Below are 13,901 nucleotides of genomic sequence, written 5' to 3' on the forward strand. Positions count from 1 at the left end.
ATCTCATTCATCTGCAAACTTATCGAAATTTAAGGGACAATACACCCTTCATCCATCATCAAGCTGTGATCGACGAGTGTCAGCAACTGTGGACGGTGAGTGATGATGATTGCAGTTCGTCCCTGCAATAGCCTCGCTAATGCTTGAATGACTTGTTGTTCTGTACCAGCATCCAGCCCTTCTGTGGGCTCATCCAAAATGACAATAGGCGCATCCTTAAGGAGTGCCCTAGCAATGCCAATGCGTCGAATTTGCCCGCCTGACAAACGAGTCGCCGCTTCCCCTACCTCGGTATCAAACCCCTCTGGCAACGCCAGAATATCATCGAGAATAGCCGCTGCACGGCAGGCCTCGAGTAACTCCTCAGATGTTGCATTAGGTTTGGCGAGATATAAATTAGCCGCCAGCGTGGTATTAAATAGGTGAACCTGCTGGGAAACGACTGCACAGAGTTTGCGGACCGTGTCGCCACTTAAATCCTCTAGGCCCGTTCCGCCGATGGCAATTTGTCCGCTATCGGCCGTCCAAAATTTGAGTAATAGCTGCGTCAAACTGGTTTTTCCAGAACCACTGGCTCCCCGAATAGCCAGTTTTTGTCCTTGTTTCAAGTGAAAGCTGATGTCGCGAAGAGCGGGTTGCTTATTTTTCGGATAGGCGAAACATACCGAATCAAATCGTATGTCAAACTGTTGTGGCGCAGCACAAGGATGAATCGGATCAGTAACAGCGGGATCGGCATCAACCAAATCCAGAATGCGACGCGCGGCCCCCCATGTTTCACCTAATGCACGAAAAGCGATGGGCAACGTAGCGACTGCCTCAAAGCTGGCCATGCCAAAAAAAGCCAACATGACGAGTTCTGGCCCATCGAGTTGGCCACTTTGTAGCAAATAAATGGCAATCACAATCATCACCAGCCAAGTTAATTGACTAAAAAGCCCCGTTAACGCGGCACTGCTTGCATCGATGCGGTTTTGTTGCCTTTGAGGGACAACCAGTGCTTTGTTTTCATCTTGAATGATCGCCATTCGTTGTTGTGGGTCACCATAGAGCGTTATTTCAGCCAAACCTCGTACAGTTTCACTGGTTCGTTGGCGCAAAACCGCTCTAGCTTCGACAATTTGCTGACCACTGTTCATCCCCAAATACAGAGCCGCCCAAGGCAAAACGAGGCCAACCATCAGCAACCCGACTAGGTTCGTCAAGGCGATCGCCGGGCTCCAAAACAAAAGAAACATGATCATCAAAAAACTAGCAAGCAATGCTGCTAAAGTGGGGGTAAATAGCCGCAAATAGGCATTTTCTAGACTATCAATGTCTGCACTAATTCGGCTTAACAAATCCCCCCCTTGATAATTCTGAAGCCGCGCCGGTGCTAAAGGCTCTAATCGTTCAAAAAACCATTGGCGTAACCCAGCAAGTAGTCGAAAAGTCGCTTCATGGGTAATCAATCGTTCAAGATATCTGCCAACAGTTCGCAAAATTGCTAAACCACGAATCGCTGCGGCTGGGGTGAAATAATTGATAGCCGCGGCGCTCAGGCCACTGATGGCCATAGCTGTTATAAACCAGCCAGACACTGCAAGCAATGCTACATTAGCGAGAATAACCGTAGTGGCGAGTAAAACCCCTGCCATCATCCAACCCAAATAGGGTCGACTGATCGTAAATAGCCAACGGAGTTCTCTATTTTTTTTGCACTTCATAGCCCAGCCCCGCAATACTCATGATAGCGTTGTGCGTAAGCTCCGTTTAAAGACATTAAGGCGTCAGGGGAGCCCTGCTCGATGATCTTTCCACCCTCAAGCACCACAATTTGATCACTCTGCTCAATCGTGGTCAATCGATGTGCAATGGTTAGCAGAGTTCGGCCAACCGAAAGTCTGGCAATTGCATCGGTAATCAACCGTTCACTATGAGGATCTAAACTGGCGGAGGGTTCATCAAGAAGTACGACGGGGGCATTCTTGTAAAAAGCACGTGCCAAGGCAATCCGTTGAATTTCGCCACCAGAAAGCCCTTGCCCTCGGTCACCGACAACCGTCTGAACCCCGTGTGGCAAACGATCAATAAAATCCAATGCGTGTGCATCTTTTATCGCTTGGTGTAGTGCCTCATCATGACCCTGCACGCGAGGCGATAAGGCAATATTTTCTTCAATGGTGCCATGAAACAAAGTCGGGTTCTGGGGTAGCCATGACACATGCTGATACCAACTATTAGGAGATATCTGTGTCAAAGGTTTTGTGTTAATCATAATATCCCCCTGCGTAGGGCTCAAAAAACCCAGCAGCAATTGTCCCAATGTTGACTTTCCCGCACCGCTAACACCAATAATGGCCGTGCGACTGCCGGCTGGTAGATTAAGGCTCACGCCGCAAATGACGGGATCTCGCTGGGGATACGCAAAAACAAGATCAGAAAAGGTAATGTTCGGTGCCTGTTTTAGGCACAGTTCAACCTCACCATGATGCGCAGAAGGAACTGGAGTGTTAAGTAATTCGATAATGGGCTCGACAGCACCAAGTGCATCCATTCGGGCGTGAAACTGAGTTCCCATACTGCGCAGAGGCAGGTAAAATTCTGGGGCAAGTAACAGTACAAAAATGCCATTAAGGTAATGGATATCAGCATACATTAACCGAAAACCAACATACACAGCCACCATAGCAATACTAATGGCCGCGAAAAACTCCAATACCATCGAAGAAAGAAAAGCGACACGCAATACTTTCATAGTTTGCAAGCGATAATCTTCTGCGATTTGGCCGATAAAACGGGCTTCTCTTTGGGCCGCATTAAATAATTTAAGTGTGGTCAGTCCCTCAATCATGTCAAAAAAGTGTGCTCCCATCCGCGTCAGGCTACGCCATTGGCTCCGATTAAGCTTTTCTGTTTGACTACCGATTATGATCATAAACACCGGCAACAACGGAGCAGTAATGGCCAAAATCAGCCCTGATACCCAGTCAAATGGAAAAACAAAAACCAAAATAGCCACAGGAATAATGATGGCTAATTGCCTTTGCGGCAGATATAAGCTGAAATACTTTTCAAGTGCTTCCACGCCATCCACCAGCTCGGTTGCTCGCGCACCAGAGCGTTGCTCTCGGCTCCAGGCGGGACCTAATTTATTAATATGATTAAATAGGCGGGCTCTTAACTCAGTGCGCAATCGAGCTGCAGCTTCAAAGGTAAATCGTTGGCTCGCGTAATTGAGGATAGCTCGCACAATAAATACCCCCACCATACTGGCCAAATACCCCCAGACAGTCACAATAGACTTGTGTTCGATGGCCGTCGCATTTAGTACCTGTGCCAGCATCCAGCATTGAGCAATTAAAAAGAAGCCATTAAAACTACCGAGAATAATGGCAATATTAAGCGGTTTTTTAACCGTTTTAGCTTGGTTTTTGAGCCAACGATCTAATTCAAGAGTTTGCTCTTTATCTTGTAAGGGGACGGGGTTAGCCATGCATTCATGCTCTTAATATGTTCAAATTTCTAAGACACTGTATTGTGTAGACAACTCTAAAATACTCCAATTGCATTCAAGAATCACAAACATATAGATAAAAAACATCTAATGGCGACTGGAGTAAGCTCAGTCAATTTAAGTGTCTAGTCTGATATGAGTGGTGCATTGGCGGCCGCGCGAATGAGTAGATCCGCCGTGGCCGCAAGCTCGAAGCGTCGATTAAATATGTTGTTGAACTCAGTTAAGTCATAGGATAGATGTTTCAAACAAATAGCATGGTCAGTCCCATGTATTGCTGTTGTCAGATTAATTTCACAGATGGACATGGTTTTCTATGCATCCCTTAGAAAGGATTGATCGATGTGATAGCGTCAAATTCTAATTTGGATGGGATGTGTCAGTGCTCAGAGGCCTTCAATATACCCGTTCAAAGTGGCTTGAATAAATTATTCTCCTTAGCAAAACCACCCTTAATTTTGGTTAACTTTCTGAATGAGCGTGCAACTGCTTCAACAGCATTCGTGGTGTAAATTGCGGTGCTGATCAGTGAATAGGAATCCACACCACGCAACTGCATGATAAATAACAAGCACTCACTGGTATATAACAAATCATTGCAGATTTTATCAACGATTCGTACAATGCAAAATTAGCGATGATATGCAATGCTTGGCCCAAATGACTGAGCACTGTAGAGAACAATCTGACCAGTTCGAGTCTCATCACAAAACGGTTTTTAGCCATGTTAGCAACCATTTTGAAGCCCCAGATGAAAGGGGCAACATGACACGTATAACAGGTGGAAATTAAAGTCATGATGGTGTTTTCTCACTCAAACCCCAAATTAGCCCTCAGATATAGCGAGCACACTTCTTGCTGTTATTGGCCAACTGGCTACTGAGTTGGACAACCTGTATGGAGTATCGGAATGTTAACCTCAGAGCGTTTGTTTTTACGGCCTATCGTTCAGTCAGATTGTGCCAGTCTGTTCAGTATTTATGGCGATCCCAAGACAAACGCGTTTAATCCCTCAGGGCCTTATCCTGACTTAGTTTATACGCAATCTGTTCTCGACCGGTGGACAAAGCACTGGGATGAATATGGCTTTGGTCATTGGGCAATCATTTCCCCACAAGAATCAAAGGAAGTGATCGGGTTTGGCGGGATAACCGTACGCGATTTTTTAGGGACCGAGATAAACAACTTAGGGTATCGATTGGGTGTCAATGGCTGGGGGAAAGGATTCGCAACTGAATTTTGCCGAACAGTGATTGAATTTGGTTTTAACCAACTAGGGCTCACCACTATCTCTGCAACCGTACGAGAAAACCACATAGCCTCTCAGCGCGTGCTAGAAAAAGCAGGACTACACTTCGAAAATTCAGTGAAAGATATACCCGACGCGCCGAAAAGTTTAGTGTTCAACCTCAGCAAGCAAGAATGGCAGGCAACGTCGTCCAGATAAAACTAGTGAATGATGTGACCTAGAAAGCGGCGACATCATCACCCTATCAATGGATAGGACAACATAGTGATCTAAAATCAGCGATGGAAGTATCACGCTAAGACGACAGTGGGCAGAATAAGCAAAAGAACTGTGGTTCCCAAATTTGTTTCGATATAGCTCTCACGCCTTGGGCAAACACGGCGCTATGCAATAACCCTGAACCGACTAAATGGGCTCAAGGTCTGCGTATCTCAACCACTATTTTTCATATCCGCTATGAATTGCTAAGCGTAATCGGTGATCTGAGCAGAGCGATCTGATGCCAAGAACAGCATAAGCAAGACTTATCGAAAAAGAAATGCGCTTTACTCAGCAGGAAAATAGCACGGCTATCATTTTTATAAGACTGGCTACCCACAAATTTTTTCAGATAATCAACTTGTTGGTTTCACTCGCATTAATTCGATTCCCCAAATAATACCTGCTATAGTTTAATAATAATCTCTTGCTGGCCAATGCATACGAGCTCCCATAATGCGTAGATTAAAGCATATAGCGTTTAGTATGAGGGTGACTGTCGTATCGTTGTTCACCATTTTGTCAATTGTTATTGTTGCCGTCGCATTAGGATTGCAATACTACTTTAGCCAATCACTTGCTCACGATGCTGCAAAGACGCAATTTAATCATGTTGCTCAAAGAATTAGTGATGAAATACGAACACTTGATAGACGCAGTACTGCGGTTGTGTCGCTGTTATCGCAATACTTAGAGAACGAAAAAACGGCCAATATTGATTCAAAGAAAAATTTAGTGCTTATGATGGCTCAAGCGATGAAGCAAGCACCGTTCCTATATGCCATGTATGTGGGCTATCCCAATGGAGATTTCTACGAACTTGTTAATTTAAATAATAGTGCAATTGCGAAAAGGCAACTTGCGGCAGCAGCACAAGACCGATGGGTTATTATCTATATCCATAATACGCCACAAGGGCGCAGAAAAGAAACGCTGTATTATAACTCATCCTTTATTCTGACTCATAAAAAAATCGAAAAAAGCAATTTTTATTCAAATGTCAGGCCTTGGTACCACGATGCATTAATAACAAATGACATAATTAAAACATCACCCTATTTATTCGCAAACACACAATCACCTGGAGTCACTTATGCAAAAAAAATAGCGGGAAGCAAGGAAGTAATAGCAGCAGATGTTTCACTAGAAATATTAAATCATTATCTAAAAATATCACGGCCTAGTGACCAATCTGAAACAATTATTTTTGATAAAAATGGGAATATTACTGCTGATTCGCTAGAGTTAAAGAACCGGCAAGAACACCTAAAGGCAACACAATTAAATCTTACTAAGGAGGAAAAAAGCTATATCAAAAGCCTTGGTACTTTAGTCGTTTCCAATGAATTAAATTGGCCTCCGTTTGATTTTTCAATCAGTGGTGTGCCACAAGGGTACTCTATCGATGTCATGAAACTACTGGCGCAAAAATTAGGACTAAAAATTAGTTTTTCAAATGGATATAACTGGCATTCACTGACTAGTTTATTTAAACAAAACCAGATAGATATCTTACATTCTATTTTTAAAAACCCAACTAGAGAAAGCTGGGGTTTATATACACAGCCCTATATCAAACTATCGACTGCCATCGCTAGTTTAGCGAAAGAAAGCGATTTTCATTCTATGAGTCAACTGAATGGAAAAATAGTCGCCATTCCGAAAGATTGGGCATTGATGGAATTAATGAAAAAGAATTATCCTCTGATCCATATTAAAGAGGTAAAAGATAGTCTAGAGGCGCTAGTTGCTGTTCAAGAAAAACATGCTGATGCCACGATTGATACAAATTATGTGTTACGCTATTTAACAAATATTCATAAATTTAATAAAATTAATATTTATGATTTACCTAAAAAAAGTTCTCTAAATGAAAATCAGGACTTATCTATCCTCATTCATAATCATGATCCCCAATTAAGAGACTTATTGAATAAAGCCATTCAATCAATTACACCAAGGGAGCATCACTATTTCAAGTTAAGATGGCTAGATAAAAATTCTATATCCAACATTAATAACAGATTATGGGCAGGTGTTGTCCCTGATCAGTCGTTCACTCAACTTGCTAAATTAGTAACCGACAAGTCACCAAACAAGGTAATCGATAGTGTTAAAATTGATGGTATAAATTATATAATTTACGTACATAAAATGAAATATAATCTTGGCAATGGAAACTACATTGGGGTAATGACACCGACATCAGATATTGAAGAACCCTACATGGTTAAAGTTTACATTTCATTGACTTTAACATTAGTTATATTAGTTTTAATGACCCCTATATTAATTTACCTTTCTAGAATGATTGTTCTACCCGTTAAGCGATTATCCATTCAAAACATGCATATTAAAAATCGTGAATTTTCATCTTTAAATAAAATAAAAAGTCATATCACTGAAATAAATGAGTTATCAAGCTCAATGTATTCTATGAGTATTTCTATTGTTAAACATGAACAGAAACAGAAAAAACTACTCGATTCATTTATCCAATTAATTGCTCAAACCATTGATGACAAATCACCTTTTACAGGTAAACATTGTGCCCGAGTTCCTGAACTCGCTATGATGCTAGCACAAGCGGCTAATACTAGTCCTTTACCGATTTTCAAAAATTTTGATTTTGATGATCAGAAAAAGCAATATGAATTTAACATTGCAGCATGGTTACACGATTGTGGAAAAATAACTACACCTGAACATATTATTGATAAAGGCAGTAAACTAGAGACTATTTATAATAGAATCCATGAAATCCGTACACGTTTTGAAGTTCTTTGGCGTGATATTGAAATTGATTATTGGAAAAGTCGATCATTGGGCGAGGATAAAGCGTTACTAGATATTGATTTGCGAGAAAAACAAAAGCAGATTCTGGATGACTTTGCGTTTATTGCACAATGTAATATTGGTACTGAGAGCATGGATAAAATGAAACTGCAACGAATCCAACAAATTGCAGCGCTCACATGGACTCGCCACTTTGATGATCGACTGGGTCTATCGCCACAGGAATCCAAGGTGGCAGCCCAATCCCCATCACATCCCTTGCCTGTTACAGAACATCTATTGGCCGATAAACCCGAACATCTATTTCCTTGGACCCACAATCCAAGATACCAAATGCGTGATGAAATAAATATGATAATTCCCAAGTTATCTGCCAACACGGGTGAACTATATAACTTGTCGATACCTAAAGGCACTCTCACTGCAGAGGAACGCTTTAGGATCAATGAACATATTATTTCAACTATCAGTATGCTCGAATCATTGCCTCTACCCGCGGAGCTCGCCAGAGTCCCTGAAATTGCTGGAGGGCACCATGAAACACTGATAGGCACTGGTTATCCAAAAGGATTAACAGCAAAAGATTTATCTATGGAAGCACGAATATTGGCAATCGCCGATGTATTTGAAGCGCTCACAGCGTCTGATCGCCCCTATAAAAAAGCAAAAACACTCAGTGAAGCCTTAGCTATTCTTGCAGTTATGGTGCAAGAGAAAAAACTTGATCCTGATGTATTTAACTTATTAATCACAAGCAATGTATATAAAAAATACGCTGAAAAATTCTTAGATCAATCCCAATGTGATGAATGCGACGTCAGCAAATATTTGCTAGAACATCCACACTAAGTTGTCCGCAAATGATAAGCATTAGCGTAAAGGCCGCTAGTACTTGTTCATAGATTGTCATTCAAAAATATAAGTAATAACTCACTTATAAAGAATTCTCTAGCCTACAGGAGGCCATATATTCCTAACAATGGCGACTAGTTGTCAATTACGGAATCAATATGGCTGCTCAATCAAAATAAATGAATGCGAATTATCGGAAATGACGACACTGCGCACTGAACATGACGAGTCACGTCAATTCAGTTATTATTCAATGTCATTTCAATCGGTTAGTCGTTGATGGTGAAATTGCGGACATATTTAAAAACAGTTAAACAATTCTCTTTCAATCAAGACCGTCATAATACAGCTGCACAGAAACCACGTTCCATATTTTCTGGCAACAATGACTGACCGTAAAATATATTTAACAAATCCCATATACACTCATGTTAAAATAAATCTTATTCTATAATAATTAATTAGTTGAATTGACTAATTAATTTAACTAATATTGACAAGTTACAAAAAAAATAATAAAATATATTATTTATTAGTATAACCCTTAATTTAAAAAGCGATTTCATTATTAAATCAACCAGTTGTCGTCATAGGCCATTAGTGTGGCATTGATAGGTGAAATGCTTAAACCATTGACTTAGTTACGAAAAAAAATTCATATAATATATTGGTTTTTTCTTCGTTAATATATCAATCATACTTGGGTTAATAACTTCTGTAGTATTGCGCATTGAATTACTTTATAAAGCAATCAGTTATCGCGATAATATTACAAAAATATTTTTTAAAATTACTGAGATCCGAACTATGAACAAATTTTCGCTCCGTAAAAAAATTCTTATTCTTACGATACTATGCTTTTCAGTATCTTTTGTAGCATTGGTAATTCAAAATATAACTGCCTTACAAAAAAATATTGAGTCCAGTTTAGAAGGTGAAGTGAATTTACTGTCTGAGGTAATTACTGACAGTGTCGGAAACTGGATGCTAGATCGGAAGAACGCCGTTAGAGAGTTAGCAAAAACAATTTCAGATCATCCCGAAGTAAAACCTTACATATTTTTAGAGCAAGTAAAAAAAGGCTTAGGATTTTCGATCACTTATTTTGGTACTGACAAAGGAGTCATGAATCGCAATGATCCAGATCCTAGCTTAAATCCACCTGGTTACGATCCTCGGGTGCGAAGTTGGTACAAAGGTGCTCAGCAGGCAAATGGTAGTTTTCTCACATCTCCCTTTGTTTCTGCAACAACAAAGCAAACTGTTGTTACTTTATCAGACCCCGTAATCGTCAATAATCGTTTTGTTGGTGCAGTCGGTGCGAACCTCACTTTAGAGCAACTGACCAAGTATATAAACAAACTACATGTACCAGGTAATGGCTACGCCATTGTCGTCGATAAGAGTGATCAAGTGATCGCGGATCCGAATGCGAATAGACAAGATAAAAAGGCCTCTGATATCAATGCAAATTTTACCGGCCCCTCATTAGCAAATTTAGTCGCTAAGCATTCACTTCAGAATATGTCACTAGACAATCGAGATCGTCTTGTCTTTGCACAAGATATTCCACATTCCAATTGGTCGCTCATTTTAGTCATGGATAAAGATACACTCTATGCGCCTCTACACAGCCAAATGATTCGGCAGATAACGATCAGTTTCATCATCTTGGTGGTGGTATTGCTTATTATGTCTTTCTTATTAAAAATAATGTTTAAAAACCTTAGCGAAATCACTAAAAGTCTAGATGAAATTGCCAGTGGCAATGGCGATTTAACGATTCGTTTAGATGTCAATAGTGGTGACGAAATCGGTCAACTAGCAACCAGTTTTAATCGCTTTGTTGAACAATTACACGGCATTATTAGTCGGCTACGCAGCACCTCTATAGACTTGTTATCGGAAGCGGAAGGAGTTTCTACAGTTTCGACGCAACAGAATGACAGATTACGACGTCATCAAAGTGAGATTCATATGGTCGCAACCGCTGTGACTGAAATGGCTTCAGCGACGCAAGAAATATCATCGAATGCTGAGCAAACGGCTCTTTCTGCGCAGCAATGTGTATCCATTAGTGAAAAAGGTCGACAAGAAGTTGAGAAAAGCCAAAATTCAACTGAAGGATTAGCTGGAGAAGTGGGCCGCGCGAGCAGTATTATCGGCGACCTCAATCAACACGTACAAAGTATTAGCTCTATTTTATCAACCATCAGTGGTATATCAGAGCAAACCAATCTACTCGCATTAAATGCTGCGATTGAAGCCGCACGAGCGGGCGAGCAAGGGAGAGGTTTTGCCGTTGTAGCCGATGAAGTACGTGTCTTATCGCAAAGAACACATAGCTCCACTCAAGAGATCCAAGGCATGATTGAATCACTGCAAACTGCGGCGCAAAATGCGGTACAAGCCACAGACAAAGGCAAAGATTTAGCCAACAAAAGTGTGGCTGATGCAGAAGAGGCAAATCAGAGCTTAGGTCAAATCCTCGAGTCAGTTCATAAAATCAACGAGATGGCTGCACAAATTGCAACAGCTGCAGAAGAACAATCTGCGGTCACATCTGAAATCAGTAACAATACCGAAACGATCAGAGGCGTTGGTGATGAAATGTCTAAAGCAAGTCAGCTTGCTGCCGAACAAGCTCGAAAATTACATGAACTAGGTAAACAAATAAATCAGGAAGTTGATAATTTCCGACTGTAATATTTATTTCGTTTCGCAATAAAACAGGGCGGCATTGCCCATATTGCCGCCTTTTATGCTTATAGATAACAACCTAGGTTAAATATCGAGAACAGCCAAATAGCTATTTTTCTAAACCCCCATCGATTAGCCGTAATGTGCTAGCAGTTGTTCCCCACTAGCGTTGAACCTCAAGGCATTCGTAAGGACCAAACTCGCTGTCAGCCAATAACTGCTAAAGTTCTAAGCATGTGTGAAATAAGATCGACGATACCGATATCTCACCCATACGAGTCAATCCACAAATGCCGTTTTGCAGCAGATCATTAAATGCTAATCCAAACATTTGATGACGTTTAACCCTATCACTTATCCGATCAGCAAAAAATCTCTCTAACGATTTTGGATACCGCCAAAAAATTGAGCATGCCTATAAAAACGAAGAACAAGCCCTGAAGTACCAAATACTGATGTTTGAAAACTAATGAACTGCATACGTGTTGTCAAGAACCCGCAGCAGGGTCAAACAACTCACTAACTTTTAATTCAAAAACCACTAATACACTCTGCAACGAACAAATTTTACGGTTGTAGATAATCCAAACCAATCATCTCTCTAGAAAAGGACTTTTAACACCCCGATGGGCTTAATTAACGGGGAACATGAAGGAATGACTCCCAGTACAGACAGAAACAGAGCCAATGACTCCATACAGAGTCGCTCAATCATGAGTATACAAGTCACGGTTAAAGTAACCGTTTAGCCTGCTTAAAACAGATTTAAAAACGAGCGTAATGAACCTTCACTATCTTTTCTAGCAATTTAGTTTTTCTTAAGGTATCAATCATTTAGGGAAACTTAATCAGAGTCAATTTAAGATGGCTTAAATGAATACCTTATATGAACGGCTAAAGGGTTGTAGAACCCATGCAGGATTGACTCAGCAACAGCTTGCCAAAGCCGTTGGGGTCAGTCATGTCACTATTTCGCAGTGGGAACGGGGCGATACAACACCTAAGGGCAGCAATCTCTATCAGCTTGCCAAAGTGCTAAACTGTTCAGCTGAGTGGTTACTCTATGGCCTAGGGGAGATGCCAAGTAACACAGTCAACTTACTTGCCAATGTAACTGATGGGCCGATCATAAAGGGATCATATCCATTGATTAGTTGGCAGCAAGCTGGCAATTGGACACAAGTTCATGAATCTTATAGTGATCAAGCAACGCAATATTCTTGCCCAGTGAACTGCAGTGAACAGACCTTTGTCTTGAAAGTACAGGGGGTCAGTATGGAACCTATTTTCCATGATGGTGATTTGGTTTTTGTCGACCCTAATCTGAAGTATAAACATGGCTCCTATGTCATTGTACGATTAGACGGTCACCATGAAGCAACGTTCAGGCAGTTAATCGTTGAGGGTGGGCATCACTATCTAAAGCCAATCAACCCCAATTGGCCTGAGCCAATCATCTCGCTCACTGGCCATAGTCATGTTGTTGGTGTTGTCATTTTTTCTGGGCGAATATTCTAGGCCTTTATTGTTCATCACTTACCACAATCATCCAATAACTTAGCTGCGATCCAGTATTCTATGAATACTTCAATACGTTTTCAGCGTACTTGCCACCCGAATTACTTTTCTTATGCACATTAATCTTTCTAATATTTAAGTTTTATTTATTTTTCATTGACATGTTAATTAATTTATCTTAAATTTTTAATATAACTTAATATTTTAAAGAACGTCAATTGTCGGATTGCACCAACACCTTATCTGGTGAAACGACAAGAAGAGCTTATCAAGGGCTCTAGCAAGTTTAGGGTGCAAGACAAACTATCACAGGATTATCTAGGTCAAACAGATAACAAGCCAATAGTAGCAGCCATTATCTCTTCACCGATGCCAAAACCCTTCAACACCGATGAGGTTGGTTGCCGATAAAACCACAGCTGTCCACATTAGTTTGAACAATAGGCAGATATCTAGAACCATTAAAAATTTCTATTTAACGGGGCTTTATATAGGAGAATACCATGTTAATCCCTCAAACAACGGCAACAAAGCGACAACGGCTCAGTCCTCAGCTTCGCCGCGATAGACTTCTCAATACAGCGTTAAAAATCGCTCGCAATTATGGTCTGGCGACAGTGCATCATCAGGCGATTGCCCAAGCCTCCCACACTAGCGTTGCAACCGTCTTTCATTACTTTCCAACCCGCCAAGCACTCGATGAGGCGCTTACCCAGCATATTATAACGCATGAAAAACCATCTTTACTGCGCCTTGAAGCCGAACTAGCATTTGTGCGAATGACTTATCAAAATCATACATCGATCTCGGAGTTAGAGCGTCAACTTCCCGAAGAGCGACTCACACTTAGTCGCTATATTCACTTTTAATACTGCTTCATGGCACATTGATTTGCCATTGAAAAATAATAAAACACGGATTGTGCGTATTTCAATGGCATTTAGGTACAGACATAAGCTGCCAACGGATATGCGATTTATCGCCACACAAGTGCCTTATATCCATCAACATTAGCAAATAGAAAACAGTCAG

General features: G+C 41.0%; 7 protein-coding genes and 1 pseudogene. 5 read left to right on the plus strand and 3 right to left on the minus strand.

What is annotated here, in order from left to right:
• Positions 1–29: 29 nt before the first annotated feature.
• The 3 genes and pseudogenes from cydC to ABUE30_RS05010 form a co-directional block, all read right to left on the minus strand.
• Entirely contained in the window at positions 30–1,706 is a 1,677-nt protein-coding gene (gene cydC / locus ABUE30_RS05000; protein WP_408622607.1) for a thiol reductant ABC exporter subunit CydC, read from the minus strand.
• On the minus strand, positions 1,703–3,475 hold the full coding sequence (gene cydD / locus ABUE30_RS05005) for a thiol reductant ABC exporter subunit CydD (RefSeq protein WP_408622608.1): 1,773 nt from the start codon (positions 3,473–3,475) through the stop codon (positions 1,703–1,705). The genes cydC and cydD overlap by 4 nt, the downstream gene beginning before the upstream one ends.
• A 315-nt stretch (positions 3,476–3,790) precedes the next feature.
• Positions 3,791–4,022 (minus strand): annotated as a pseudogene (locus ABUE30_RS05010) (IS256 family transposase); the annotation flags it as partial.
• Between the two features lie 384 nt (positions 4,023–4,406).
• On the opposite strand from ABUE30_RS05010, the gene ABUE30_RS05015 reads away from it, so the two are divergent.
• The 5 genes from ABUE30_RS05015 (at position 4,407) to ABUE30_RS05035 (ending at position 13,738) form a co-directional block, all read left to right on the plus strand.
• Positions 4,407–4,943: a GNAT family N-acetyltransferase gene (locus tag ABUE30_RS05015; RefSeq protein WP_408622609.1), complete on the plus strand. Its 537-nt coding sequence runs from the start codon at positions 4,407–4,409 to the stop codon at positions 4,941–4,943.
• A gap of 516 nt (positions 4,944–5,459) precedes the next feature.
• The gene (locus tag ABUE30_RS05020; RefSeq protein WP_408622610.1) at positions 5,460–8,648 is read left to right on the plus strand and encodes an HD domain-containing phosphohydrolase; all 3,189 of its coding nucleotides are present in this window, start codon (positions 5,460–5,462) and stop codon (positions 8,646–8,648) included.
• A 726-nt stretch (positions 8,649–9,374) separates the two neighbouring features.
• The gene (locus ABUE30_RS05025) at positions 9,375–11,357 is read left to right on the plus strand and encodes a methyl-accepting chemotaxis protein (protein WP_408622611.1); all 1,983 of its coding nucleotides are present in this window, start codon (positions 9,375–9,377) and stop codon (positions 11,355–11,357) included.
• Between the two features lie 867 nt (positions 11,358–12,224).
• Positions 12,225–12,869, plus strand: coding sequence for a LexA family protein (locus ABUE30_RS05030; RefSeq protein ID WP_408622612.1), 645 nt, complete (start codon positions 12,225–12,227; stop codon positions 12,867–12,869).
• 503 nt (positions 12,870–13,372) lie between these two features.
• Complete coding sequence (locus ABUE30_RS05035) at positions 13,373–13,738, plus strand: TetR family transcriptional regulator (RefSeq protein ID WP_408622613.1); 366 nt, start codon at positions 13,373–13,375, stop codon at positions 13,736–13,738.
• Positions 13,739–13,901: the final 163 nt, after the last annotated feature.

The sequence above is a fragment of the Celerinatantimonas yamalensis genome, assembly GCF_046054155.1.
Classification (GTDB): domain Bacteria; phylum Pseudomonadota; class Gammaproteobacteria; order Enterobacterales; family Celerinatantimonadaceae; genus Celerinatantimonas; species Celerinatantimonas yamalensis.